Raw genomic sequence first — 25,794 nt, 5'->3', positions numbered from 1 at the left:
AGCAACCTTTTCGTGAACGTTTTCAAGCATCGGAGCTGAACGTTATGCTATCACTGCATGTCATGATAAGCGTTCATTTATTGAAGGGTTTTTGTGAACGATTTTATATTGATTTAGTATTTGTACTAAACCAATAAATAGGATTGAATTGGTGCCAAAAAATCTAGCCAAATAGATGGTCTATTTCCAAGATGGTAGCTCGCTTTAAAACAACCCAACTAGTGCTATTTAACTGAGTTGTCAAGATAGGAAAGAAGCGAATCCTATGACATACAAGGGTAATTAGAGATTTCAGTGTCCTTGACCAGCTGATTTCGTAGCAAACTGACCACTTGGCTTCTCAAGGCACGTTAAATCTAACAATAGAATTATCAATAGTTTATACTGGCAATTTTAAGGCAAAACAGCCTGTCAGCTCTATTCGAAATCAATTGATCAACCCCTCCGAAACTTCCACTTAAGGCATGAAACAGATCAACTATTTCATCACGCCGGAACGGAAGATTAAACTGCTTCGCTACTGTCACATGAGGGGCAATCCATTACCAGCCTGCTGTCGTCACTCACGGCACGGGAGCTTGAACAGAACTATGACAAAGAGCTCGTTCACTATAAACGCAAACAGCTGCACCGGCAAGCCAAAGCATATTAGGTATGTAAGTGCTCGTCTGAAAACTCGTTTAGCCTAGTCTACGGAATCAGCTGTTTAACCAGTTAGCAACAAATGAAGCCCGGTCACAATGACCGGGCTTCATTTGTTGCTAATGTACTCAAATTCAGACCGCTTGTTCGATTTTCAACCTTTCCAACCTGCTCATTATTTAATTTAGGCTTTACAAACTAATAGAATCCTCCCTTTATGGAAAGTCCACAAAAAAGATCCAAAAGTTCAGTACCTGCTAAATTTGTTCTAAAGAAGGAGGCACTGCAAAAACCTGAAAATAACGAACTCTACAAGGTTGGTCTTGAGATGTTAGTGAAAAAGCAGAATGAAATTATTACTCAAAGAAAAGGGGTAAAACAAAAGGCCGCCGAAGCCTTAAATGCAAACCCATCTAATCACAATCTTCAAAATAATTTAGCACAAGCGATTAAAGGTACACACATCACTAAGCAGGAATTTATAAATAAGTTAGGAAAAACTTTTACTGTTATAGATAATATCATTCATTACAAAGATGTACCAATAGCTAACCTGCTTGATAGTGATAATCAAAAGGCTTATTCAGAAGTACAAGCAGCACTGGCCCCTGGTCACTCTCCCGTTTATAAGCGTGTTAATTTAGATGGGCATACCGATAAAGAGTATGTATTAGTTAATGGTGCTATGATCAAAAGAATCGCTTACAGGGGAATAACTCCGCCTGAAAGCGAACTTTACAGAGATAAACAACCACTAACGCCTTATTTTATTGATAATCTTACCGGAGAGACGCCTGGAATGCACTTCAATGATGATGGTACCTCCTTCGAAAGAAAAGATTTTTCTAAATCAGATGTCAAATTTCTTCAATCTCTTGGAAGTATAAAAAACGATGCATTCCCAGCGGATGAAAAGGGACTTTTGGCTTTTACGCAAATTAGACAAGGAGCGAGTAAGGTACTATCAGCCACGTCAACAAAACAGGACATCAAATCTAATCATGGCCAAGGTTTTGGTAAGTTTGGTATGGTGAAGATTGATTTGGCTAAAGTACCGACTACAAACGTCTTACATCACTACAATGTAGAAGCTTATGATGCTGAAAATGTAAAAAGAATGATTCAAAAAATAAATGAGCAATCTATAAAGGCAAAATACAATGATAAAAATCCGGCACCTGATGACAAGGTAATTAGTGCGCAAGCAATTAGTACTATCAATCATGGAACCGTTGATGACCATGTTGATAGGGGAAACCTCTCCTTTATCAGAAATAGAGAAATACTATTTACTGCTATCCCTTTTGATTCTATAATTGAATACAAACCTTCAAAGAGTAAACTGGATTATAACGCTGCATTCCGAACCTCCTTCATAGCTAAAATTAACGCTTTAATAGGGGATGATAAATATGAAATTGTTTCCGAAGATATGATTGGTGATCCGAACGAAGTTATTGCAGCTTATTTAAAACCCAAAATTCAAGCATACACCCAAGAAAGAGGAAAGGTTGATGGTTTGTTTGCCGCAATAAACCACATGAATAAAATAAGGAAAGATGCCCAAGATGCGGAAAATGCGAGAAGGCGAAAAGAGCGAGAAGCAAGGTTTGCACAGAAACCAAATTATAATAATAAAAAAAGATATTAGGTAAAAGTGGAGATTTCAGTGTCCTTGACCAGCTGATTTCGTAGGAAACTGACCACTTGGCTTCTCAAGGCACGTTAAATCTAACAATAGAATTATCAATAGTTTATACTGGCAATTTTAAGGCAAAACAGCCTGTCAGCTCTATTCGAAACCAATTGATCAACCCCTCCGAAACTTCCACCTGGGGAGAATTGAATAGGGGAAAATAAATGTTACCTATATAGCCTGTTATCCAAGCGATTAGGCGTTTATCATTTATGGCTTCGGCGATTTTCAAGCCACTCAATTAAGCCGCCAAGGCATGTTGATAATCGGACTTGTTCGAATAACTGTTTCCTGACCATTAATAGGCGGTTGCCATTCCTCTTTTCCTGGTCAACCGCCGGGCCAGTGTCAAGGCTTGATTGGCATAGTTGATCCCTTTGTTATGGTGCTGATAACTTATCGCACAGAGCAGCTTAACGCGGTTGGTATCGGCTTTGGCACAGGGCAGTTCGGCTAGCAACGAATCCAGCCGGGCTTGTCCCTTTTTGCGTTGGGCGAATGAAGAGCTAACGGTTATACCGCAAAGCAGGATTGGTCGAAGCATGTAGTGGTGTGGCAGCAAAAGGAGGACAGTGGTTAAGCTAGCTTAATAAAGTTGGAAACTGCCTTAAGTGACCAAATCAGTAAGTAAATAGAAAAGAGGTGCCTCTCATTGATCATCATTTCTGCACCCTTGAGTGCGGGTCAGTATGAGGCAAGTCGCCCTCCACACAATCCAGACATAGGACCGTTGCTTTGTGGAATGGATTGACCATGTGCACCTAAGCGGGTTGAGTCAGTGCTGGTTTGAGCTCGGTTGGTTGACAAGCGGGTGAATTGAAGGATCACTGTTAAAGCCGCTAAACTGGCCAGTGAACGGGTAAGAAGGGAGGGGGTGTAAAGCGTTTTCATTGGGATAGATTAGTACATAAACCTGCTAGGCGGAGTATCCGCTTTGGTCGAGTTGAAGGTCTATCCCATTGCGAAGAAGATATGTTAGATTTGGGTCATTAGCGTATCAGGAACCCGTTACCGAAGTGTATACATAGGAAATCAATTGATACCTATTTACGCGGTAATAACCCACTTAGCAGGTTTCAAGAAATTGCATTTTACCATTATGCCATTCATTAAGTCGGCACTGCATTTCAATCGCGTTATTTATTACTTTTCATAGTGACCGTCCATAAAAGGCAACCATTTCGTGAACGATTTCAGGTATAAGTAGTCTAGGATAGTACAGTTTCTATGAAGTCTTTTTAATCACTAATATTCCGACTCTCTCGCTCAATAAACGCCTGGAGCTGTTCTTTCGCCGGCAAATTGGTCAAGTACTGAGAGACGAAAACCTCGTGAGCCAAACCGCTGGTGGCGTACTTTGCCATGGCGTTATTCTTACTGGCGCAGAGAATGATGCCAACTGGTGGATTGTCACCAAGAGTGGCTTCCTGATCAGCGTAGTAATTCAGGTACATGTTCATCTGGCCAGCATCCGCGTGGTCGAACTCGCCGATCTTTAAATCGATTAATACGTGACACTTTAGGACACGATGGTAGAAGACCAAATCTATTCGGTAATGGCGATTGTCGAAGCTAATGCGCTTCTGGCGGGCCTCGAAGCAAAACCCATGGCCTAATTCCAGCAGAAACTCTTGCAAGTGATTAATAATAGCTATTTCAAGGTCGTTCTCCGAAAATTCGGCCTTTTCTTCAATGTTGAGAAATTCTAGCAAGTATGGGTTGCGGATATAATCGGTTAGTCCGGCGGATAGATTGTCTTTGATGCGGGAGACTACGGCCGCTTTGTCGGTTGAGAGGCCAGTGCGTTCAGCCAGCAGCGTCGTGATGGCCCGATTCAGATCTTGCGCTGTCCAGGCGTTCTTGAGAGCTTCGACCTCATAAAATCGTCGTCGGAGTGGATCCTCGACTTTCATCAATTCAACAAAGTGCGTAAACGTCAGGCGCTCAATTAGCAGGTTGTAATCAATCGCCGGTACGCCATCTGGGTGATTGTACTTACTTAGTGATTTGTTATTAATCGACTCATAGCCAGTAAGATGGAATTTTGCAGTTAAGAACTGCAAAATGTTTGGGTAGGTTAGGTAGAAGTTTTTGAAGAGGTACAGGTTGCGGTCAGAGAAACCCCGGAAGCCTTGTTTCTTCATGGCTAGCGCAAGGCGGGGAATGGGATTTTGGCCGTAGGTGGCCCGGTCTTCCCCATGCTGTTCATATTCGACAATGTAAAACCCAATTAGCCAATTGCGTAGAGTCATTAACTGATCAGCTTGACGAATGGCCTGATGACTGAGTTGCTGATGTAAACCTTCCAGCGTGGTAATTAACTCTGAAAATTGCATAATGAACGGCAAAGAAACACTACCCAAGGTAGCCAAAAATAGCCATTTAGCTCTAGATGCAGAGTGATATTGTATTTGATACACTCATCAAAACGTTCAGAAAAACCTCAACCCAGCCAAAAGCGCTGAACGATTAAAGTGAACGGATTTATTGAACGCAAATAAGGTGGCTTTCGGTCTCTTCCCTCCTACCCAGTCACCGTCCAGAAAAACGTCGGTTTATTTACAGGACAAGACAGTCAACTGCCAAGATTTATACGGATGTCTACAGCAGACTGAATGAATGGGCGAAGCTGTTAAAATTTCCTTATAAATACGAAGTTTTCCTGGAAGATAATTATATGGGTTTTCAACGGAATTACGATAAACCGGTACTGATCCCTGACCAAGACGATAATCAAACTGATAGTATAACCTTGAATGTGAATAACTCAATGAAAACTAAAACCTCCTTTTGGAGCAGGCTATTGGCCCGTCTAAGGCAGCGAAGTCAATCCTAATGGAATAATTCTCCTTTCAGTATAGAATCGTATCGCTTAGCTATTAATAAATTTTTTTTGCAGAAAGGTGAATGCTTTTATCCCTTAAATAAAACGCTTCGTCCCCAAATAGTATGGGTTGATCCCCAAACAGAAAGCAAATTCAAAACCACTGTAATTGTCTGGTAATTAAGGATAACCGACTACCCATTTAAAATCGCCATATTTGATTATAGGGTAATTTATTCCCTACCTCAATCAAGTATGGAAACAAATCATTTTTCGCTTCGACTAAGCAGCCTTACGGCTGATGTGCCTATCAACGCCGATCAGCAGCAGTCAGCCGTCACCGCTGCCCAAACTACCTTCGAGGAGTTGCGTCGACAGGGAGTACCCCTTCATCAAGCCATCGAGAATGCCGAGTCGTTGTTACTCGAAACGATCACGCCGACCCTGGATGCCGCCAGTCGCCTGAAAGATATTCTGGCCAACGATTTTGAGCAGCAGCCCGAGCTGGCTAGCTCGCCCCATTTTCCTATTCTGCTCCAGAAATTCATGCCCATGCTGGTAGAGTCAGAGAGCCGGTTGGCAAATGCCTTCATTATTGGATTAGTCAGTGAGTACCGCGATAAACATTTGACCAATGGCTTATAATCATCGCGCACACCTAGCCGCCAATCTGGACGCTCTACGATTAGCATTTTTGGTCGACCAACGCACTAAAGCCGGTAACCCAGTTGAATTGACTGCCGAAGAACGCAACACACTAGCGGCTTATAGTGGCTTCGGTGCCTTAAAGTCTGTGTTGCTGCCAGTTCAGAATGATACCCTTTGGACAACCGCCTTGGATAACCAGTTACGTCCGGGTGTTCAGCAACTGCACGAGTTATTAACCGAGGCCGCTGGAGATCGGGCGGAGGACTTTCTATCGGGTATCCGGAACAACGTCTTGTCAGGGTTTTATACGCCCCCCCAGATCGTTGAGCAGTTAGGTAAGGAACTGGTCAGCGTGATGGGTTCTACACCCATTCAGTATTTAGACCCATCAGCGGGAACGGGCATCTTTCCTCAAGCTTTTGCCCAGGGTGGTCTACAGATCGGTTCCGCGCAACTGATCGAAAAAGATCCCGCGACCGCCCTAGTCCTCAAAGCCCTCTACCCACAGTACACGGTGGAAAATAAAGGGTTTGAAGAGAGCGGCCGTAAGCTCAATGATCGCTTCGATCTGGTGGCCAGCAACATCCCGTTTGGTAACGTCGCCATCTGGGACGAGGCCCTGGCCAACAGTAAGGACAAGCAACGCCGGGGAGCCTGCGCCCGGCTACACACCTATTTCAGCGTCAAAAGTGTAGACTGTCTTCGGGAAGGCGGTGTAGCGGCCATCCTGACCACGGATGCCCTGCTTAACTCTCCGGCTAATGAACCGGTGCGTCAGTACCTGATGAAGACCTGCGATCTGGTCTCAGCGGTTCGACTACCTCACAACCTATTTACCGACTTTGCCGGCACGAGTGTAGGAAGCGACGTCATTCTGTTTCAGAAACGAAGCGGTAAAACGGCCCTGACTGATCTGGAAAAGAAATTCATCCTGTCCAGCGTAAGCCCAGCAAAGACGGTTGTCAACGAACTCTTCATTAAGGGTGAAAACATCGTAGCTACTAGCCAAAAACTAGACACCGACCAGTACGGCAAACCCGCCCTGATCTATGAGCACCAGGGCGGTATCGATGAGATCGCCCGGCAGCTTGGTCGCTACGTAGGGAACGATATGGCCCGAACCTTTCGGCAGAAAAGCTTTGAGCAGCATAGGATGGAGCCTACCATTCAGCGCGTTCAGCCGAGCCGGGCCGCCGACCGCTCCGCAACACCCCTGTTTGTGCAGGGAGAGTTGTTCGCCATGAACGTCCCCGCTCCGGCTTTACCTCGTCCCTTAACGCTGCCATTGGACGATTTCCACCAGCCGGGGAGTCTGATCTACCAACAGGGCGAAGTAGGCCGGTTGGCGTCCGATCTACAAACACTGGAAACCTTACCGGGACAGGTAGACCATTCACGGCTGGGAGCTATGCTCCAGATTCGGGATGCCTACGAGCGGTTATACCGCCGGGAAACGGATTCCCAGCAGCCACAACCCGAATTACGCCTGGTACTCAATACGGCTTATGGTGCCTTTATTACGCGCTACGGAGCTATTAACGAAGGCAAAAATGCGGGCCTGGCTCTACTCGATCCCGATGGCCGCAGTATACTAGCCCTTGAAAATGCGGATGCTACTAAACAATTTGTCAGGGCTGATATATTCAACCAGCCGGTCAGCATCCAACAGGCGAAAGTAGAGCAGTTTACGGCCCAAGATGCACTAACCGCCTGCCTGAGCAAGCTGGGAAGGGTCGATATAGAGTACCTTCAGGAACTGACCAAGTTACCCAGGCCCCAGCTGATCAAAGACCTGGAAGGTCAGATTATTTATAATCCGTTAGAGCAGCAATACCAGACGCCAACAACGCTGGTCAGTGGGAACGTAGTGGAGAAGCTGGAAGCGATGGAAGCGCTGGCCGCTGATCCGCTGGCCGGGCCTGCGCTCAAGGCACTGCGTGAAGGTCAGCCCACGCCGATCAGTTTCGATGAACTGGACTTTAATCTTGGGGAACGCTGGATACCGACCGAAGTCTACGAGCAGTTCGCCAAGAACCTGTTCGGTAATAATGTGACGGTTACGTATCTACCCTCAACCGACGAATTCAGCGTCGATCTGCCATCGTGGGGCTATAAGAACGCGACCATCACCCAGCAGTACGCCGTGCAGGGGCAGTTCCGGATGTACGACGGTCTAACCCTGATGGAATATGCGTTGTACAATACAACGCCCAACATCAATAAGGAAGGGCCGGACGGAGCAAAGATGCTCGACAACGAAGCGACACAGCTGGCCGCAACTAAAATTGAGCAGATTCGTACCGCCTTTGTCGAATGGCTACCTACTCAGAACGCGCAGCTGAAGCAGGACCTGGCCGACCGCTACAACCGGTTGTATAACTGTTTTGTCAAACCCCAGCACGACGGCTCGCATCAGCAGTTTCCTGATTTGAATTTAAAAGGGCTGGGTATTACGGGCTTATATGGATCGCAGAAAGATGTGACCTGGATGCTGCTTCAAAACGGTGGAGGTATCGCCGATCACGAAGTCGGCACCGGCAAAACGCTCATCATGACAGTGGCGTCTTACGAAATGAAGCGGTTAGGGCTGGTCAATAAACCCATGATCCTGGCCATGAAAGCTAACGTCAACCAGATTGCCGAAACCTACAGAACGGCCTATCCAAATGCCAAGCTGCTTTATCCTGGCCAGGATGACTTCACGCCAGCTAACCGGGAACGATTTTTGAACTCGATTAAAAACGGAGCCTGGGATTGTATTATCCTGACCCATGATCAGTTTGCCCGCATTCCCCAGGCCCCCGACGTGCAGCAGAAAGTCATGCGCGACGAGCTGCGCAACCTGGAGAAAGATTTAAAGACGATAGAGAAAACGGGAGGCACCATTTCTAAATCTCTTCTGAAAGGATTAGAGACCAGAAAAGCCAACCTTACCTCAAAGTTGTTGAGGTTGCAAAGCGAGATGGATAAAAAGACGGATTCGGTGCCCCATTTTGGCAACATGGGTATCGATCACCTGTTCGTCGATGAATCGCATCAGTTTAAGAATTTACAGTTTACCACCCGTCACAACCGGGTAGCCGGACTGGGTAATCCGGAAGGCAGCCAACGGGCTACCAACCTGCTCTATGCGGTACGGAGCATCCAGGAACGAACAGGTAAAGACTTAGGCGCTACGTTCTTATCGGGGACCACCATTACCAATTCGCTGACAGAAATGTACCTGCTGTTTAAGTACTTGCGTCCGAAGGAAATGGCCCGGCAACACATTGATAATTTCGATGCTTGGGCAGCGGTCTACGCTAAGAAAACGTCGGATTACGAATACAGTGTTACCAATCAACTGCTGGTTAAAGAGCGTTTCCGCCATTTTATCAAAGTCCCCGAGCTGGCTCAATTTTATAGCCAGATCACGGATTATCGAACGGCGTCAATGGTGGGCCTCGACCGGCCTAAAGCGGTTGATGTGCTGATCAGCTTACCCCCTACGCCTGATCAGGCGGTTTTCAATAAAAAACTGATTGAGTTTGCCAAAACCGGCGACGGGACGATTCTGGACCGCGCGCCACTGTCCGAAAAAGAGAGCACGGCCAAAATGTTGATTGCGACCAATTACGCCAAGAAAGCAGCCCTGGACATGCGCCTGATCGACCCTACCCTGGACGATCACCCCAGTAGCAAACTATCCCGCTGCGCTGCGCTGATCGCCAGCCACTACCAGGAGAGCGCCCCCTATAAAGGCACGCAAATGGTATTTTGTGATACCGGTACGTATAAGCCAGGTAGCTCCTGGAATGCGTATAGCGCCCTACGGGACAAATTAGTCCAGGAATACGGCATTCCAGCGCATCAGATCCGGTTCGCTCAGGAGTGTAAAAATGACAAGGAGCGGATTGCGCTCTGGGATAAGGCCAATACGGGTGAGGTGCGGATACTCGTCGGCTCGACCGGAACGATGGGCACGGGCGTTAACGCGCAGAAGCGGGTCGTAGCCATGTACCACCTGGATATCCCCTGGAAACCGTCCGAACTTGATCAGCGTATCGGACGTGGCTCCCGTACTGGAAACGTCGTAGCGCGCGATCACTTCAACAACGAAGTTAAAAACTACGTTTTTGCTACCGAGCAGTCCCTGGATAACTATAAATTTAATTTGCTGCACACCAAGGCCACGTTTATTGCTCAGATCAAGAGCGGATCGACAACCGGTCGCCGGTTGGACGAGGGCGCATTTGACGAAGCCACCGGCATGAACTTTTCGGAGTACGTGGCGATCTTATCAGGCAATCAGGACTTGTTGCAAAAAGCCCGGCTGGAAAAGCAGATCACCGCCCTGGAGAGTGAACTGAAGCTATTTCAGAAGGAAGGCTATAAAGCAGGATCGATGCTTACCGACGTAAGTAAATCGCTGGAAAAGGCGCAGAAAACGGCAACCTTACTTCAAACTGACTATGCCAGGCTAACGGCCGTCACGCAATTCGGACCCGACGGAAGTTTGCCCAATGCTACCAAGATAACACTGACGAATACCCCTATCACTAAAGTCAAAGCCTTGGGGCAATACTTGGTTGAGTTGGACCGGCGCATAGATACCAAAGGCGGGGCAAAGCAGGTTGGAACGTTACACGGATTTGACTTGTACGTGCGAACCGATACTGGTTATAGCGTGAATGGGTTAATTGAGAAAGCCAATGCTTTTTTTGTCAAAAGCGACAACTTGACCTACAGCTACAATAACGGCTATCTATCGGGTCATACCCCGGAGATAGCGGCCCGGCAGTTCGTGCGTGGCCTGGAGAAAATACCGTCGCTTATTCAACACCAGCAGGAGAAAATCGACAATCTGACCAATCAGCAAAAGTTATTGACTGACATTGCGGCAAAACCCTGGGGGAAAGGGGATAGACTTCAGGAACTCAAATCGGAGTTGCGACAGGTTGAATCTCGTTTACAGACGATTGGTCAGGAAAAGGAACCGGAAAAAACGCAACAAAAAGAAAAAACGACCGCCAAAAAGCATCAGGATCAAAGCCTAGAAATCAGTTAGTTTTTTCTTCGCGCACCAAAATTGAGAGGCCCCTGGTTGGATGATTAATCAGATGCAAAATACCTCTTTGTTGAGTTTTTAAGTAAAGAACTTCCGTATGCTTACCAGACAGTAATCGGCAGATCTGTGGAGCCAATTCAGGTAAGACCATATCATTCTGAATGTCGATGTAAGGATCGATTAAGGATCGTAGTTGCTGAATCGTATACCGAGTACCGGCTAATGTATCTAAGGGGATGAAGGGCACAGACTTAATTAAGCGCGTTTTCATTGAATCAAAAGGGGAAAAACGGATTAGGGTTAAAAATAAGCTCAGTTCTGAATGATTTGGAAAAAAGCAGGCCGACATAATCGGCCTGCTTTTCGCCGCGCGGGCGGCCCCGTTCTATCCACACCATAGGAAAGCTTCCTTCCTTAAGTTCTTATTTACTTAGTTGAACTGGCAGGATGCCAGATTGTTGGTAACACGACACCAGCGCCAAAAGCAAAAATGAGCATACCCCGGATAAGAAAAATGTAATCGGGTTCCACATTTTGAGTAACGGCCGTCAGCAAATACATCAATAGGCCACTGGTAACCGAACAGCTCAGCAGCTGAGGAGTCAATAGCTGGTTACGAGGGCTCAGTTTGACTAATTGGTAAAAACAATACCAGAAGCCCCAGAGCCATACCCCATAACGAACCGTTTCGACAACGATCAGCGCGTAATAACCAGATGTATCGTCAGCTGGACTATCTAAGAATCCGTTCCAGAACCAACAAACAATATTGATCACTTGAACCAGTAATGAGGAAACAATAAATAAACACCAGAAACGCTGACCTGAGTGTGCAGGTATAATTCTATAAACCAAGGGCGATACCCATTTAAAGAAAATCGTTTGTTCAAAAGGTTTCATAGTCTGAGAGTAGTTAGTAGTTAAAAATAGATTATTTATTTCAAAATAGATAGGCCAACGAAAGCTAGTAAACCACCTAGTATGACAAGATAAGTTTTCATAAATTAAGGGTTAAAAGCTACGAGCCTGCAGGTTATGAAACCCTATATTGAAATGGACACGCTTAGAGGGTCTAGTTTTATAACTGCCGTTGAAACGTCCCAGGTCCAGACTCGCGGTTGAGTTGCTCGTAGTAGATCCGTTGCCAGAATTCCCGATGCCTGGCCACGGCTGTAATAGGGTCAGCAGTTTTGTTCTTGATGAAATACTTTACCTCAGAAACAGGCTTATCACCCTTACATATGGGACAATAGTAAGTCTTAGTTTTCTCCGAGTGAGCACGTTTAGCTACACTAACACTACCGCAGCATTGACAAGCCAAGCGCGGAGTGGTGGGTAAGCTATTCAGCAAAGTTTCATCACTTTGCTCAAGGATGTTTTCACGGATCTGGGCAGCAGTCATAAGCAGCTAGGGGAAGTGTTAGAAATCAAACTGGATGATGGGGTACGGGAGCAGAAATGAACGATAAATTCAGCAATCAGAAAACTGACAATGCAGAGTGAAACCACAACCAAGACCAGGCTTAAAAGGGCCATCGGTAGCGATTTTCGCTTAAAAATGTTAAGTTCCATACTGGTTATTGACGTGAAAAAGTTAGTAGTAGATCTGCTTTCTGCTGGGTGGCCTTAATGCCATAAACGATCGCTAAAGGTTCTGAGTCGATGTGCCTTTTGAAAAACACTTCTTTATAAGGCATCAAAGCCGGTGAAAGATTTTTGCCCACTGTAGTCAGAATATCATATTCCGACGAACTCAATTGCCAAAACTCTTCAGCACGTATGTTACGGCGATTAAGGTTACTTTGGTCAAACAGAAAAAGATTAGGAATATGAGTTAACGAGCGTTGTAATCGCTGTAAAGCGTCACTGTCGCGGGTTATGTCATAAATATCCACTGGGCATAATAACCAGATTTCAAGCCCTAGCTTGCAACCGGCTTTCAATAAATAATTTAAGCTTTCCCACAGGACTGATTGCCCAAGGGCAGCAAACCAAAACCGTTCAAGAATCAGAACTTTGGTATTTTTAGATGGGGGTAACTGAGCGATACGCTCCAATAAGTTGATTAGGAAGTTTACGATCCGACGCTCATCGTCGATCAGGTCGAGCGGTAAGGTTGCCCATTTAATACCCACAGAAACAAAGGGCTCTGAAAAAACGGCACCATACTCGATCTCTTGAAACGGCATCACCCGATTGTTCCACATAGCGAGGAAGTTCGTAGAAGCGTGTCCAAATGAATATTCCCAGTCCACGAACAAAACTGAAGCGTCCCGGTAGGACCTCATCAGTAAATATTTCGTTAAAAAACTTACACCATGTGTCGCAGGTCCTCGGGCAATTAGTTTATGGCCACCGCAGAGTACCGGCTTGAAATCTTCCTCACCCTGCTTAATGAGGGGGACGCTCCGAAGCACTGTATTGCCGCCATCAGGAGCCGTTAATTGAAATGATGACATAGTTCTGTTATAAAGAGTTAGGAATATCAATGCTTATGTGAAATGCGCCACAAGCCAAATGTTGGTGGAAGGGTTGTGCAGAGATGACAGACGAAAACAGCGATTCGCAACTTCATAAAGTAATCCTGACTAGCCTTGGCTGCCCAAATGCGTACTTCGTCACTATATAAAGAGCTTACCCCTAACAATGCTGTAAAAGCAATACCCCGTAAACCAATAGTGAATTCATCCCAAGGAAGTATTAATCCTCCAAACCGAGTGATGCCATACCAAAGGAATCAGAAAGCGAGGATAATCGATATAAGTTCGAACAACAGATCTAGGTCCGATAAAAAAACAGAGTTAAGACGCAGTAGCCATTCCGAGCTTATTACCAAAACCTGTATTGTTAAGAACAAACCCGCCAGAGCTAAAGCAGCAAAGATTTCATATAGGACTTTTAGTGGGGGCTCCAAATTGGTTTCCCCTTTTCCACGAGAAGGCCGGATATTAAACGACAGAACAAACTTTGACTGGAAGGTTTCATTAACGTATTCAGTAAGTTCTTAGCGTGACTTATTCTCTACTCTTGTCCTCGCCGGTGCTACCAAATGGGTTAATTCAGACAAACGCTGATGATTAAAATATACGTCTACACCCGCCATTATCTGATTAATTTCCTGCTTGTTAAGGCCAACCCGTTCAACAAACAGTGTTTTACATACTTCAACTGGGTCCGTATAATGATCCAGTATTTTGCCATTTTCCAGTACGTAGTGACAGCTTCGGCTAAGGTGATACATCCCCACGGCATCCGCATCAAGTTCTTTTGAACAAGTCAGATTGAAGTAGATATAAAAAGCAGCACTGTAGAGAACTGATGCCTGTATATGGGTAATTGCCTGATTCGCATTAATAAGCGAAATCATACGCTTAGCCTGAAAAACATTGCCGCCCGTTGAGCAAAGTTGAATCTGAAGTTTAGTCGTTGGTTCCAACCCAACATGGTCAGCATAATAGGCTTCGTACTTATTCGAAAGCGCTGTATAAGCTGATTCGTCTACAGAATCGATGCTGATAAAATAAGCTTTTCCCTTTAAATAAGGTGAAACGTGAAGCCGTTCCTGTCGGCGGAGGGCGTCGATTTTTTCGCTGCATCGGTCGGTTAGGTACTTGCGATGACGGCTGATGGCCACCTGGGGACTACTCGTACGGGATTCATAGTAGTAAGGCAGTGGACTTAACCAGACCCGCTTTCTACAGACGGAGCAGTAATGTTTACCTTCCTCATTTTGAGTCTTACGTTCGACTAAACTTTGATTCATACAATGGGGGCAGCCACTCACTAACTCATACGGCAAGCTATTGAGCAAATCCGTATCTGACATCGCTAAACGGGATAAAAATTGGGGTGTCGTAAAATCAGCAATACCAGCACTGGTTACCCAGGTGGACGAATGCAGATCAGGCGAATTTGTCAGTACATCATCTGTAGTAGAAACCTGGGCACTAGGCAGGGATGGTATCGTCTCAAAATTCCCTACAGACAACGGTACAAGTAGTTCAGGCTCTAACGGTAAATCGGGCCGGGTAACTACATTGATTGGTTCTGCCAGTAAATCCGGTTCAGGCTCTAATGTCAACGGCTCTTCCTGATCTAGCAGGTTATCAGAACTTGAGTGAGCTTTGAGCTGAACCAGTTCTTTTTTAATACTTTTCTTGGCCTGATCAAACTTATCAATACAGAAAGGTAAGCCAAGATGGAAATGAAACATACGTGCGAAGTCCATAGTAAATCCAGATTAATAATATATCGAAATCACCTTATCGGTACTGCAATCGCTTAACTAATTGGACCAATGGGTTATCAAACGTATAGCGTTCTATCCAGGGGGCTATGGTCCAATGATACAGTAGAAAAGCGATTACAAACAAGACAAGTAAAATCAGCCATTCTTTCCTGGAAGTACCTGATTCCCTTGTCCGCTCCGTATAAACAGGCACTTGGCAGACTTGCTCTGGAGATGATTTTGTCGCTACCATGTCATGTATGGCTGTTAAGGGTAAGATGAATACGGGGGCGAAGAATGAATACCCCTAAATTCTTCAGGGAGATCACAACACATCCTTAATATCAAGTCGACGAGAAGAAAGAATAGAAACCAAATAACTTTCATACCGAGTCGTTTCCAGAAGTGGTCGGTTTCCCAAAAGAGTTGCACTGATTTTTGGTCAACCTCCTCCAACCTATCCAGATCCGTCGCGGGAGACTTTTTGGGCGATTCCATATCATTTGACAGCGGTTACGGTGAACGTTGTGTCTTTAGCTTGACCCAACGAATCAAAGACCCGAAACGTCAGGGTATGTGAACCTGAATCAATGGGCATATACGTGAGCGTATCACTAAGTAACCGGCTTGTATTGGCTGCTACAACGATTTTACTGCCAGCATTTACTAGCTTATTGTTGAGCCACAGAACACCCTCCTGGGGAGCCGCTATCTGCCAGGAAAACGTATAGCTATTAGTTGTCGTGATATAATCCGGTTTAACGCCAAAGCCCACAGAAATAGGTCTTTGCCAGGGAATCGACGTAGGAAAGGCGTCTATCTCTAGTTGAAAGGGAAATGTGCGCTGAATGTCGAGCGATTCGGTTTGACAGGCCGCCCCAACCAGTAGTAGGCCACAAGCCCAGATTATTGATTTTTTCATCGGAAGAAACAGTAACGGATACCAATGTATCCAGTGGTGCGAAATTTGGAGACCTCCGAAAACGGGATATATCGTTCCGTGATCCCGCCCACGATGGCCAGCGATGGACCGACATATACCTCAGCTTCTAGTCCGAGCTGAGGGCCAATGGAAGCCGTAGATTTATTTTGAATGACCCCTTCCGCTAAATTTGATTGATTCCGGTTAACAGCCTCGTAGCCAACGTATAGACCCGCCGTAGGTGCAACATACAGCCAACGATGGGTTGTAAAGAAACCTCGGGGTACGTAATCCATCGACAGCCAATACTGCTCAACCAGAGGTTTAGCCAGCGTCTGGGCGTCGTAGTATTTACGCATATATGATACAGAGGCTTTCCAATAGCGCTCATTTTTTCGGTACCATACGTAATCAAGGGCGCCCATATAGCCGCTTCCCGGTGCATGTGGAGACGAAAATTTAGGGAAGTTATCGACGACTCCCGCCGTAAAACTAACAGCCGTCTGGCCCTTTATGTGTCGCTGGGCGTATCCTTGCCGACCAACTAGCGTGCTCACCAGGAGAAACAGAATCTGAAGGGATTTCATAAAATATCAGCGTCTAAAATGTCCTGATTGGCCATCGTGAAGGTCACCGTTCGGCCCCCATTCTTTTCGCCCATAATAACCTGTATAACCTTGTCATCCGGGATGGTGAATTTTTGGAAGACGTATATTTTTTCAACACTCTTCTGTCCAGGAATTATAACTAACGGTTGGTTGTATACGTACAGCGGAATGACTTCCAATTCCTGGTGTGACGTTTCTTTCGCCAGGGTTTTATCAACGATAAAAAAGCGAATAAAATCCAGGTCATAGCGGATGTTGGATTTATTCTTCACCCCTATTTTATAATAAAGCACATTGTCCTTGTAATACAGGCCCCGCAGACTCGCCTGAATGTCGTATTTATTAATACCAATGTGTTTAACCCGCCGGTTGTGTTCCATGATGGACGAGCAGTTTTGAACAATTTCCTGCTGTGAGGTATTCACGCCAGCAAAGCTGACAACTGTTCCTTTCTGGTTAACTGACCTTGCCTTTTGTTGGACCAACCCCTCCTCATTGACGGATAGATCCAGCGCCAGCATGGTCGGGTATTCATTGTAGTTAACCACGAAACTATAAAATTGCCCGTCGGCCGTCATGACCGAAAAATTGGTTTCATTAAACCCGATACTACTTGCCTTCACGCGTAGGACATTATCAACTGCGTTGGCTTTATCGGCAATAATATCCTTGGAACCCAGATCGACCGACCGGATGGGCGACTTGAAAATGATGCAGGTCGTCTTATTAAACGCCAAATCAAGATAGTAAGAACGAACAACGTTATGATCCTGTATTGAAAGTGATCCATAGGAAAATACCGGCACCTCACCCTGTGTGGAAAGACCTGGCCGCTCTGGGACGCTAATGGTCACACCCGGCGTCACCGCACCGGGTGCCACAGCGTTTCCGGCACCAACCCGTTTCCGGATTGAATCAAGTCGCATTGTTTGTGAAGTTGCCGTATTACGTGTGGCGCTTTTCAATGAATCAGCCATTTGAGCCGAGGCCAGGTGATGCACACTAAGGGCTAGGACCGAAATATAGACTACATGTTTCATCGCAGTTACTTATTTTAAAAGGACATAATAATTATTTTTCAGCGTAGCCTTTTGAACGGCCACTTTACGGGAGAGAAAGCTTCGTCCTCCCTGAAGCCCAGCCTGAACGGCGGAGGCTGCTGCCATTGCCGGCACATTTGCCGAATAGACGGGGGCACTCACATTAAAGCCCTGACCCGCCTGGGAAACCGCTTGACGCCCTTGTTGAACGCCGACAACGTTTGGGACGTAGATGCCCGATAACCCATCCATATCAAAGACCGTTAATTTCATCGGCAGAATACGTCCTTCGACCTGTAGCTGGTTAATGGCAATGTTAACACGCTGGCCACCAAAATTGGCAACCCCGTACAGGCGGGTACCTTCCGGAATCATCCGGCCCCGAAGGGTAATCGATTCAAGCAATCGTAGCGTTACACGACCTCCCGATATAATCGTTTGATCTGAAAACACCATTGCTTTAACCGTTACCGAGAGCGAGTCTTCCTTCGCATCCATCTGCTGTTTGCGCATGTCGGACTGGAGCCCATAAAAATTATTCTTACCCGCTGCTCCGTTTAGCGAAGAAACCGTGGAGATCGGAACCGTTTCAGGCTTGAGTGCTCTACCTTGCAGATCAGCTTGGCGCTTGATCTTATCAGCTTTATACTCCTGAAGCAGCGCCAGCAATTGTTTCTGTTTTTCAATTTCTGCCTTTGTCTTGGTCGGATCGACCTCATTGACCTCATCATCATCTGCCAGCTCCTCTTGCCCAGCCCTAGTCCCCGCTTTCTGATTCCGTTTTTTTGTGCGCGGGGGCGCGGGGGATTCTGGTTTTTCATAGATTTCATCCGGGACGTCATTTCCATAGATGTACGAATCGGCTTCACCACCACGTCGAGATTGATCTGGATGAAGGGTAGCCGGAACGTTTGCATTCAGGCCCCGTTCCATCGGCATCTGATCGGGCATCGATAACGGATGGGCATTCGTAGCCAGTTCAAGTTTTGACTGGGAAGGTAGGCCCGTTGAGTCGCCAGCGTTCGGCAAATCCGAATTTAAGCTCATGGTTGGTTTTACGGCGTCCTCCACCTTGGATTTGGTGTGGTTGAGAAAGTAGTAAATAATCAGGATTAAGCAGACCCCAGCACCCGTAAGGATGGTAACGAATCGTTTATCCTGCATCAGCTGCTTGATTCTACTTCCGTCGAAGCGATCCGGCTCCGGCGTGGTTTGATTGGTGCTCATGATGTTTTTGGGTTATACGAGTAAAAAAATGACCAGTGGCCGTGTAGTACACACTGAAAGAACCTAGAAAAAGCAACCCCGCCAGACAAATGACGGCTTGCCATTTACGGTGCTGAAGCGGCTGTTTTTCCCACTGTTTGACTCGCCTATCAAGATTCGAATAAACCCACAGGCAAGCCGAATGGTAGGCCAACAGGAGTCGTTCGGAAGGCGGCTTCTTTCGCCGTTTAAGGATGTTCAGAAACATAGATGTAGGGACGTTAAGGGGTTAAGGACGATGCCCTTCGTAATGATCCCGATTGATGGTTTCTATGTCCGAATTATCTGTAACCCGGAACCGCTCAATGACAAAGCCGTGCGGGTTATTATCCGTTCGGGTAGCGTCGATGAGGTAGCAATCAGCAATTAATTTACGCATCGTGATATTCGTCGCGCGAACCAGCATAATACGGGCATTAATCGTACAGTAATAGGGCGATTTATTCATGTCCAGGCTGACCGAATCAATCATCACTTTCTGAATGGTATTTCCTTGTAAAAGCTTGGTATAAAAGCCTTTTTCCCGCAAATCAAGGTAATGCCGGGTAATGGATTCATCCCCCAGGTAAGCCGCCTGCTTCATATTGGCGTCAATGGCTTTCTCATCGGGTTCCTGGTTGAAAAAAAGCTTTAAAAACGTCTTGACATGGTCTTTTGCCTCGGCTGGGCGATTTGTGTTCTGTTCCTGAGCCAGCGCCAGCATAATCGACTTACCTCCATTGTCGAGCACGTATATTTTCTCCCGTGATTCCCGATTTGTTTTGTACGAGAGGTAGGCCACCCAGGAAGCTACCCCAATACAGCCCAGGACGATGACAATGACTAAAATCCTGACTAATTGAAACGACGATTCGATATTTCGCAAATAGCGAAAATTGAAATTAGCATTCATACAAAGGAAAGTTTAAGCAGTTAGTAAGAGGTAGCGGCACCGGCTAAGCGACCCGCTGTATTACCCGAGGCTGCACCGGCTAGCTGAGTCGCCGTACGCGCCGGAGCCGACATCGCTCGTAAACCGTCTGAAACTCCGGTGGAATCCAATATCCAGGTAGCCAGTTTAGGGACCAGCAAGTACCCAAAAATACCAATGGCGTAGAAAAGCAAATTGGCAATCGATGAACTCGGCATTCCAGGGTTGCCCTGAAGCTGCTGGAATTCAACATGCAGGCTGGACAGGTGAAAACTATCCAGGATGAACCCATAGATATTGGCAATCGGCACCCATAAAAGGGTATGTAGCACCCGCCCCACCCAGGCCGCAATGGAGGAGTAAAACCAGTCGAAACAGCCTAAACCGATCGTCAAAGGACCAAACATGCCTAAAATGATCAGGAAGTAAGTCGATATAATTTTTATGCCAATGATCACAATGAAATAAATTAGCCGAAAAAGAGCCATCAGCACATAGTTCACGGTGGTATCGATGACAAAATTAACCGCATCAGCGGCTGCGGAAGTAACTGAATTCGCCATACCCATTACGCTGTCCGTCACCAGCTGAAACCAGGAGCGATTATCTTCTGCGGGAGCTACCGGTGGTGGAGCATTGGTATTACCCATATTTTCAATACGCGTTTTGGCGTTGGTTAACACCTGTTGTTCCACCTCATCCCGACGGAAAGCGCCCATTTCCTGCGTCGCATCATTCAGCGTGCGGCCCATATAAACAACGCCGGAGTATAAACCTGGATAGGCCAGCAGGATCATCGAAATAACAACCGGTCGAAGGAGTGGATATACATCAATGGCTTCATTTCGTGCCATGTGCGCCCAAACCCGGTAAAATACGTAGAACAGGGAGCCAATCAAGCCAATGGCCTGACCAATGGCAATGAAAGAAGAGAATTCAGGCAACATCGTGTCAAACAAGGCGTCAGCCGCTTCCTCAATACTGCTGATGGCCCCGTTGGCTAGTGTACCATTCCAGCCGGTTCCAGGGGATTGTAGTAAAATCATGGGTTGAATTGGAAGGAATTAACTTTTGAGAAAACTAACTGGCTTGAATTGAAGCCGCCAGGCCCCCGGCAGCTGGTGGCCAGCCACAGCGAATTGAGTTGCAATTTTGACGGACTCAGTAACTGTAACTTATCAAAACCATAGCCCTGCGTTGCGCCATGATCACCCAACGCAATATGGGTTGAGTCATCCCAACGGAATGGCATGAAAGCCATTTCCGGGCCACAAGGGATTTTATGATGCGTGGTCGTATCAACGAGTTGCGAAAAGTAACTCCACAATAGCGAGTCTCCGGACGGTTTAATCGTTACACCGGCGTAAAAAAGACGGGAGCTACCACCGGGTAAAACGGCCTCCCACTGGCCTACATACCCAACGGGGAAATCAGCTGCTGTTCGTCTGAAGCGATCTTGCTTTTGACAACTGCTTTGAGAGAAGGTTGCCAGTAGGCTGAGTACTACTAGGAGCTGTTTCATTTCTTTACGTAACGAATCATGTAAGGGTCAGAAATTCGCTTGCTAATCGCTGAACGCATGGCCTGTTCTGACTCTGCCATGCGGTAGTAATTGACCGAGGCTGCTACTTTCCTGCCAAAACTGGCTAAATCCGCGTGGTGCTGTTTTGCTTCAGCCAGGGATTTTTGTTGTAGTTTAAGCCGGTCATAGGGTGACAGAAAGACGGGCTTTCCTTTGGAAACACTAAAGGCATTCCGCGCCTTAATTATGTCGGTGCTACCTAGCGTGCCCATCACTATCGAGTTGTTGTAAAACGCGACATCCTCATTTTTACCTTTGTCGAGGTAGCGTTTAATCATTTTCGATGTTGGGCCCCCATTATCGTAACTTTGGTCAATGACATAGATTTCCGTTCCCCGAATGTTTTTGGTTATTTGGCTTTCAATCTGTTTTATTGACGATTCCTTAATGGCTTTATTCTGGTCATTGTGTTGAAGAGCCCATTCATAGCGCAGTTTGAAATCCTGATAGTTAAGTTTGTTGAGTCGTTCCTGGCCATCTTTCCAAACGGTGCGTAATGAGGCGAGTTTCTTCACCAATCGTTTGTCCTTGGTCTTTTGATAAATCGACATGATTTTTTCCGCTGCTGGAGCTACAACCACCGCATCCGCAATCGCTTTGATCATCTCATCGAGGGCTTTATTCACGGCTAGATTAACTAGGTCAACGCCGGGATCAACAATGCCTTTTTTGATTTTACTCTCCGTCATGCCAAGCACTTTGTCAATCTCGCCTTGCAAGGCGGGATCAGTAGGCATACCAGCGTCCAGTTGACCGGGAGCCCGGACATCCGTCGCTTCATCTTGGGCCTGTCCGGCTTGTGGACATACCACCAGTAATCCAACCAGTAGCAGCACGGCTACTAACCGGTTGTAGTTAGTTTGTATCGACATGATTCAGCCCCGATTTTTTTTGAAAACTACCCTGTTTGAACTCGTTGGCCTGCTGCTTGGCAATGCGATAGACATAGATTCTCCGAAGCTCGTCCCGAAGGCTCCCAACATCCTCAAGTCGTTTTTTGATCGCCGTAGCCGCCTGATCCAAGACATCCATGCGTTCCCCTTGCGCCATCCAGGAAACCGTAACGCCCTGTCCAGAACTGCCTAGGTTACAGACGATATTGACCGAAGAGGCTAAATCATTGGTTGCGCCAACGCTTTTAATCAGGGATTGATAGCCCTGACGCTCTTTGTCTGTGAAGACAGGTGAGGATAGTATTTTGTCCAGCTCCCGTACGTGAAATTTCACCGCATCAAACAGCCCCTTTATATTTAATTCCTTGTAATAGGAACAGAACTCCGGCGATAAGGTCGTATGGGATTTTTTCCAGGCATAATCCACCTTAAGGGTTTGATACGTAATTTTTTGTTGGCTGGTGTAGCCCTCCGCTACCATCTTTTTTAGCCGCTCGACCTCACCCGCTGGTGTCGTTCCAACATCGGCAATCGTGGAGGCTAATTGCGCAATTTTATCACTAATGCCCGACATGATTTGATCTTCCGCTTCACCAATCAGACCCGATACTTCGTCCGATAGCTCATCCTTCATGCTAGCAAAATAACCCGTCAGATCACTACCAATACTACTTAAGACATTATCCGGGGAGAGCTGATTTGACAAATTTTCAACGTAGTTGCCAATCACATCGCCTAAGTCGTCTTTACTCACTTTGATGGGTGCTTGGCCCGGAAAGGTTACCGTAGGCTTTCCAATTAGCGGTACGTCAACAATGGGCATGTACTGGCTATAGTCAGGCGTAGAACCCGAAGAATCCGTTTGACCCCAAGCTATAGGTTGACCCGCTATTGTTACAAGTACGCACACAAGCAGCCCTATGATTTTGTGATTTGTTTTCATACTGATTTAAGGTCTAAATCCTCCGCTACGACTTCTTTCAGCGCTATATCAAAGTTGCCACCGTTACTGGCCACCTTTTTCATCACCCTGAGTTTTTCACTCTCCTTGGTTGTAAATGCGTAATATTCGGGACGTGAAACTTCGAGGCCATACACCCGGTATCGTTGCCCGCCCCAGCTGACAAAGAATTCTTTATACATGCGATTCGGATCATTATCCCGGTTCATGGAAAGTATCAAATCCTTCTCCTTATTGGTTAAGCCCAATAGCTCCTTGACGGCGTTGAATTTGTTTTCATACTTTCGCTGATCCATCAGAATCTTCGTGTCCGCGTTGTTAATAATTGAATCTTTGACAATTGAACTACCAATAATGTCATCGACTTCCTGGGTAACAATCCAAGCTTCCCCATCAAACTTCCGCACGGTTTTATACAGGTACTTGATGTAACCCGCCATGTTCGGCGTCATGATGGCTTTCCAGGCTTCCTCAATCAAAATGATCTTCTTGATCCCTTTCAGTTTTCGCATCTTTGAAATGAACGTATCCATAACGATGATGGCCACAATTGGATAAAGAATGGGGTGATCCTTTACATTGTCCAGTTCAAACACCACAAAGCGTTCGTGTAACAGATCCAGATTTTTCTTTGAATTCAACAGAAAATCAAATTCACCCCCCTTATAATAGGGCTTAAGGTTAAACATGAAATTGTTGTAATCGAAGTAATCATCCCGTACCCCTTCTCGCTTCAGGTATTCGTTAAAATCCTGTTGCATAAATTCGTAGAAGGTATCGAAGCAGGGAAATATGGACTCATCGACCTGAAGTTTCAGGAAGTACCCTTTTACGGCTGAGGATAATGCATTGTATTCGGCACGGCTGGTTTTTTCCTCGATCGATTTCCAGAGCGTTAATAACAGGTTTTTAAGCGATTCCATTTTTTCGGTCTCCGGGAAAGCCCGTCCCTCCAGGAAAAATGGATTAAAATGGATGGGTTCTTCCATCGTATAGGTGATGTATTTCCCCCCCAGCATACCACACAAACCCCGGTAGGAATCCCCCACATCCACGATGACAATATGCGCGCCATGTGTGTGATAGCTGCGTAAAAAATGATTGGTTAGAAAGCTTTTCCCCGATCCACTGGGACCAATGATAAACTTGTTTTTGTTGTTGATCCAAGTCCTGTCCATTGGCTCATCGGAAAAATCAACCCACAGGGGTCGTCCCGAAAGCCGGTCTACAACGCGAATACTATTTCTGGCCGATTCCGAGGTATAGTAGTTCGTCTCATGATTAAATAAACAAGCCGCCTGGGGAGCAAACTGGGTAAAGGTGTCTTCGCGCGGTAAATCGGCCGCGTTGCCGGGAATACCCGCAAAAAACAGAAAGGCTGCATCCCGTGTATTTTCCCTCGGCTTTAGATTCATCTTGGCAATGGCCGCTGTCGTTTTATTCCGTAGTTCAGGCAAGCGAAGTTTGTCATCTGTCCAGACCTGTACGTTGGAATGAATGCGAACCGGTGTCCAGGACTTTTCAGCGGCCAGTGTAAGAAAGCCGTTAACTAAGTCCGCGTTAATCTTATTGGCTCGGTCAAAATTGGATAAAGCCACCATATTGCCCGCTTTCTTTTCTAACTCGGCTGTTATCAATGTTTTATTGTCAATAAATACATATTGATTATAAATATGATTGCAATCCAGCATGAGTCCAATTGGCGTGGAATACCCAACTGACAACGTAGAATTTTCAGTCGATAGAGCGCCAATCCGAACATTGGTACTGATCGAGTCCGGCATGTCATCGACCTGAGAAATAGTAAAAAACTTTGAGTATTTGTTGCCAATACGCAACTCATCCTCGGAGGTGAAATCAAAATCGGCGAGTGGCACAACCTCATCGTTCAGGGATAGGGTCATGTAGCGTTCGATCAAACCCGCTTTATCAACCGGGGCGTTCTTGTCCGGTTGCAATTCATCGTTACCAAGGCGACGACAGGTGATTAGCCGATTTGATTCCAGTATTGATTTTAACTGAAGTACAGCCACCATAAACTTGTCGATCTCCCCTTTGCTAAGCGCCCGTTTCGGCACTATATGGGCTTTGACCAGCGAGGTGAGTCCCGCGTGGGTACGGGTTCTTTCCCCCTGGGAAAACGTTAGGTAGACATAACATTTGTGATGCAGATACGGGCGCTCATTAAAATGCAATTCGGCAGATCGATCTAAATAGCTTTCGGGAAGTTCCTTTGTGCTAGGTTTATATGTCTCTTCTACAAACCAGTCTTGCTTATGAAGAATCGTACCCGCCGGTAAAACGCCAATGGCCTTACTCCACGTTTCAACCAACTCCCGGTAATCTCCCATTTCAACACCCTCTTCGATACGGGCATTGAGGGTGAAAATTTCCGGTAAGGTAATCTCAAAGGCAAGGGTCAAATCACCCCATTTTGTGAAAATACAGTTTTCTTCAACTGCCCCAAGAGGAAAAATTTTTGCTAATTCTTTAACCGAGTATTTCATGATGGTCCGCTTTAGGAGTT

The 25,794-nt window shown here is 46.2% G+C and carries 22 protein-coding genes; 3 read left to right on the top strand and 19 right to left on the bottom strand.

The genetic code is table 11. From position 1 onward, the window contains the following. Positions 1 to 859: 859 nt before the first annotated feature. The gene (locus tag ACFS25_RS16765) at positions 860 to 2,293 is read left to right on the top strand and encodes a hypothetical protein (RefSeq protein WP_381503373.1); all 1,434 of its coding nucleotides are present in this window, start codon (positions 860 to 862) and stop codon (positions 2,291 to 2,293) included. 343 nt (positions 2,294 to 2,636) lie between these two features. On the opposite strand, the gene ACFS25_RS16760 is transcribed toward ACFS25_RS16765, so the two are convergent. The 3 genes from ACFS25_RS16760 to ACFS25_RS16750 form a co-directional block, all read right to left on the bottom strand. Next, entirely contained in the window at positions 2,637 to 2,882 is a 246-nt protein-coding gene (locus ACFS25_RS16760) for a hypothetical protein (RefSeq protein WP_381503370.1), read from the bottom strand. A 140-nt stretch (positions 2,883 to 3,022) separates the two neighbouring features. Then, positions 3,023 to 3,229, bottom strand: coding sequence for a hypothetical protein (locus tag ACFS25_RS16755; RefSeq protein ID WP_381503367.1), 207 nt, complete (start codon positions 3,227 to 3,229; stop codon positions 3,023 to 3,025). A 347-nt stretch (positions 3,230 to 3,576) separates the two neighbouring features. Next, complete coding sequence (locus tag ACFS25_RS16750; protein WP_381503364.1) at positions 3,577 to 4,674, bottom strand: PDDEXK nuclease domain-containing protein; 1,098 nt, start codon at positions 4,672 to 4,674, stop codon at positions 3,577 to 3,579. A 743-nt stretch (positions 4,675 to 5,417) separates the two neighbouring features. Here ACFS25_RS16750 and ACFS25_RS16745 point away from each other — a divergent pair. Then, on the top strand, positions 5,418 to 5,807 hold the full coding sequence (locus ACFS25_RS16745) for a hypothetical protein (RefSeq protein WP_381503361.1): 390 nt from the start codon (positions 5,418 to 5,420) through the stop codon (positions 5,805 to 5,807). Beyond that, positions 5,797 to 10,857: an N-6 DNA methylase gene (locus ACFS25_RS16740; RefSeq protein ID WP_381503357.1), complete on the top strand. Its 5,061-nt coding sequence runs from the start codon at positions 5,797 to 5,799 to the stop codon at positions 10,855 to 10,857. Before ACFS25_RS16745 ends, ACFS25_RS16740 begins: the two co-directional genes overlap by 11 nt. Here the strand turns inward: ACFS25_RS16740 and ACFS25_RS16735 are convergent. The 16 genes from ACFS25_RS16735 to ACFS25_RS16660 all read right to left on the bottom strand — a co-directional run bounded on the left by ACFS25_RS16735 (position 10,850) and on the right by ACFS25_RS16660 (position 25,774). Then, positions 10,850 to 11,128 (bottom strand): hypothetical protein, encoded by a 279-nt coding sequence (locus tag ACFS25_RS16735; RefSeq protein WP_381503354.1) that lies wholly within the window; start codon positions 11,126 to 11,128, stop codon positions 10,850 to 10,852. The genes ACFS25_RS16740 and ACFS25_RS16735 overlap by 8 nt on opposite strands. Positions 11,129 to 11,283: 155 nt before the next feature. After that, positions 11,284 to 11,757, bottom strand: coding sequence for a hypothetical protein (locus ACFS25_RS16730; protein WP_381503351.1), 474 nt, complete (start codon positions 11,755 to 11,757; stop codon positions 11,284 to 11,286). Between the two features lie 178 nt (positions 11,758 to 11,935). Next, positions 11,936 to 12,259, bottom strand: a complete 324-nt coding sequence (locus ACFS25_RS16725; RefSeq protein ID WP_093831097.1) for a hypothetical protein — start codon at positions 12,257 to 12,259, stop codon at positions 11,936 to 11,938. Between the two features lie 175 nt (positions 12,260 to 12,434). Further along, a complete protein-coding gene (locus tag ACFS25_RS16720; protein ID WP_381503347.1) occupies positions 12,435 to 13,316 on the bottom strand; it encodes a hypothetical protein in 882 nt (293 codons plus the stop codon). A 545-nt stretch (positions 13,317 to 13,861) separates the two neighbouring features. Next, positions 13,862 to 15,085 (bottom strand): hypothetical protein, encoded by a 1,224-nt coding sequence (locus tag ACFS25_RS16715; protein WP_381503344.1) that lies wholly within the window; start codon positions 15,083 to 15,085, stop codon positions 13,862 to 13,864. Between the two features lie 499 nt (positions 15,086 to 15,584). Further along, positions 15,585 to 16,007 carry a hypothetical protein gene (locus ACFS25_RS16710; RefSeq protein ID WP_381503341.1) on the bottom strand — a complete coding sequence of 141 codons (423 nt, stop codon included), beginning with the start codon at positions 16,005 to 16,007 and terminating at the stop codon, positions 15,585 to 15,587. Continuing rightward, entirely contained in the window at positions 16,004 to 16,594 is a 591-nt protein-coding gene (locus ACFS25_RS16705) for a conjugal transfer protein TraO (RefSeq protein ID WP_381503339.1), read from the bottom strand. The genes ACFS25_RS16710 and ACFS25_RS16705 overlap by 4 nt, the downstream gene beginning before the upstream one ends. After that, a complete protein-coding gene (gene traN, locus ACFS25_RS16700) occupies positions 16,591 to 17,655 on the bottom strand; it encodes a conjugative transposon protein TraN (RefSeq protein WP_381503337.1) in 1,065 nt (354 codons plus the stop codon). The genes ACFS25_RS16705 and traN overlap by 4 nt, the downstream gene beginning before the upstream one ends. Positions 17,656 to 17,664: 9 nt before the next feature. Further along, on the bottom strand, positions 17,665 to 18,882 hold the full coding sequence (traM, locus tag ACFS25_RS16695) for a conjugative transposon protein TraM (protein ID WP_381503334.1): 1,218 nt from the start codon (positions 18,880 to 18,882) through the stop codon (positions 17,665 to 17,667). After that, complete coding sequence (locus tag ACFS25_RS16690; protein ID WP_381503331.1) at positions 18,833 to 19,129, bottom strand: hypothetical protein; 297 nt, start codon at positions 19,127 to 19,129, stop codon at positions 18,833 to 18,835. Before ACFS25_RS16690 ends, traM begins: the two co-directional genes overlap by 50 nt. 21 nt (positions 19,130 to 19,150) lie before the next feature. Next, positions 19,151 to 19,813, bottom strand: a complete 663-nt coding sequence (traK, locus tag ACFS25_RS16685) for a conjugative transposon protein TraK (RefSeq protein WP_381503328.1) — start codon at positions 19,811 to 19,813, stop codon at positions 19,151 to 19,153. A 20-nt stretch (positions 19,814 to 19,833) separates the two neighbouring features. After that, positions 19,834 to 20,877, bottom strand: coding sequence for a hypothetical protein (locus ACFS25_RS16680; protein WP_381503325.1), 1,044 nt, complete (start codon positions 20,875 to 20,877; stop codon positions 19,834 to 19,836). Then, positions 20,874 to 21,353 carry a hypothetical protein gene (locus ACFS25_RS16675; protein ID WP_381503322.1) on the bottom strand — a complete coding sequence of 160 codons (480 nt, stop codon included), beginning with the start codon at positions 21,351 to 21,353 and terminating at the stop codon, positions 20,874 to 20,876. The genes ACFS25_RS16680 and ACFS25_RS16675 overlap by 4 nt, the downstream gene beginning before the upstream one ends. Beyond that, positions 21,350 to 22,285: a hypothetical protein gene (locus ACFS25_RS16670; protein ID WP_381503320.1), complete on the bottom strand. Its 936-nt coding sequence runs from the start codon at positions 22,283 to 22,285 to the stop codon at positions 21,350 to 21,352. The genes ACFS25_RS16675 and ACFS25_RS16670 overlap by 4 nt, the downstream gene beginning before the upstream one ends. Beyond that, positions 22,269 to 23,249: a zinc-binding metallopeptidase family protein gene (locus tag ACFS25_RS16665; RefSeq protein ID WP_381503317.1), complete on the bottom strand. Its 981-nt coding sequence runs from the start codon at positions 23,247 to 23,249 to the stop codon at positions 22,269 to 22,271. Before ACFS25_RS16665 ends, ACFS25_RS16670 begins: the two co-directional genes overlap by 17 nt. Then, positions 23,246 to 25,774, bottom strand: coding sequence for a TraG family conjugative transposon ATPase (locus tag ACFS25_RS16660; protein ID WP_381503313.1), 2,529 nt, complete (start codon positions 25,772 to 25,774; stop codon positions 23,246 to 23,248). Before ACFS25_RS16660 ends, ACFS25_RS16665 begins: the two co-directional genes overlap by 4 nt. Positions 25,775 to 25,794 lie beyond the last annotated feature (20 nt).

The sequence above is a fragment of the Spirosoma flavum genome, from assembly GCF_042686045.1.
GTDB classification, from domain to species: Bacteria; Bacteroidota; Bacteroidia; order Cytophagales; family Spirosomataceae; genus Spirosoma; species Spirosoma flavum.
Note: the sequence above shows the minus strand (reverse complement) of the source record. Positions and strands in the feature narration are given on the sequence as shown.

What these genes read in the sequence shown, in the direction of transcription:
- ACFS25_RS16765 (WP_381503373.1), top strand. Translation starts at nt 860, where the DNA reads ATGGAAAGTCCACAAAAAAGATCCAAAAGTTCAGTACCTGCTAAATTT.
- ACFS25_RS16760 (WP_381503370.1), bottom strand. Translation starts at nt 2,882, where the DNA reads ATGCTTCGACCAATCCTGCTTTGCGGTATAACCGTTAGCTCTTCATTC.
- ACFS25_RS16755 (WP_381503367.1), bottom strand. Translation starts at nt 3,229, where the DNA reads ATGAAAACGCTTTACACCCCCTCCCTTCTTACCCGTTCACTGGCCAGT.
- ACFS25_RS16750 (WP_381503364.1), bottom strand. Translation starts at nt 4,674, where the DNA reads ATGCAATTTTCAGAGTTAATTACCACGCTGGAAGGTTTACATCAGCAA.
- ACFS25_RS16745 (WP_381503361.1), top strand. Translation starts at nt 5,418, where the DNA reads ATGGAAACAAATCATTTTTCGCTTCGACTAAGCAGCCTTACGGCTGAT.
- ACFS25_RS16740 (WP_381503357.1), top strand. Translation starts at nt 5,797, where the DNA reads ATGGCTTATAATCATCGCGCACACCTAGCCGCCAATCTGGACGCTCTA.
- ACFS25_RS16735 (WP_381503354.1), bottom strand. Translation starts at nt 11,128, where the DNA reads ATGAAAACGCGCTTAATTAAGTCTGTGCCCTTCATCCCCTTAGATACA.
- ACFS25_RS16730 (WP_381503351.1), bottom strand. Translation starts at nt 11,757, where the DNA reads ATGAAACCTTTTGAACAAACGATTTTCTTTAAATGGGTATCGCCCTTG.
- ACFS25_RS16725 (WP_093831097.1), bottom strand. Translation starts at nt 12,259, where the DNA reads ATGACTGCTGCCCAGATCCGTGAAAACATCCTTGAGCAAAGTGATGAA.
- ACFS25_RS16720 (WP_381503347.1), bottom strand. Translation starts at nt 13,316, where the DNA reads ATGTCATCATTTCAATTAACGGCTCCTGATGGCGGCAATACAGTGCTT.
- ACFS25_RS16715 (WP_381503344.1), bottom strand. Translation starts at nt 15,085, where the DNA reads ATGGACTTCGCACGTATGTTTCATTTCCATCTTGGCTTACCTTTCTGT.
- ACFS25_RS16710 (WP_381503341.1), bottom strand. Translation starts at nt 16,007, where the DNA reads ATGAAAAAATCAATAATCTGGGCTTGTGGCCTACTACTGGTTGGGGCG.
- ACFS25_RS16705 (WP_381503339.1), bottom strand. Translation starts at nt 16,594, where the DNA reads ATGAAATCCCTTCAGATTCTGTTTCTCCTGGTGAGCACGCTAGTTGGT.
- traN (WP_381503337.1), bottom strand. Translation starts at nt 17,655, where the DNA reads ATGAAACATGTAGTCTATATTTCGGTCCTAGCCCTTAGTGTGCATCAC.
- traM (WP_381503334.1), bottom strand. Translation starts at nt 18,882, where the DNA reads ATGAGCACCAATCAAACCACGCCGGAGCCGGATCGCTTCGACGGAAGT.
- ACFS25_RS16690 (WP_381503331.1), bottom strand. Translation starts at nt 19,129, where the DNA reads ATGTTTCTGAACATCCTTAAACGGCGAAAGAAGCCGCCTTCCGAACGA.
- traK (WP_381503328.1), bottom strand. Translation starts at nt 19,813, where the DNA reads ATGAATGCTAATTTCAATTTTCGCTATTTGCGAAATATCGAATCGTCG.
- ACFS25_RS16680 (WP_381503325.1), bottom strand. Translation starts at nt 20,877, where the DNA reads ATGATTTTACTACAATCCCCTGGAACCGGCTGGAATGGTACACTAGCC.
- ACFS25_RS16675 (WP_381503322.1), bottom strand. Translation starts at nt 21,353, where the DNA reads ATGAAACAGCTCCTAGTAGTACTCAGCCTACTGGCAACCTTCTCTCAA.
- ACFS25_RS16670 (WP_381503320.1), bottom strand. Translation starts at nt 22,285, where the DNA reads ATGTCGATACAAACTAACTACAACCGGTTAGTAGCCGTGCTGCTACTG.
- ACFS25_RS16665 (WP_381503317.1), bottom strand. Translation starts at nt 23,249, where the DNA reads ATGAAAACAAATCACAAAATCATAGGGCTGCTTGTGTGCGTACTTGTA.
- ACFS25_RS16660 (WP_381503313.1), bottom strand. Translation starts at nt 25,774, where the DNA reads ATGAAATACTCGGTTAAAGAATTAGCAAAAATTTTTCCTCTTGGGGCA.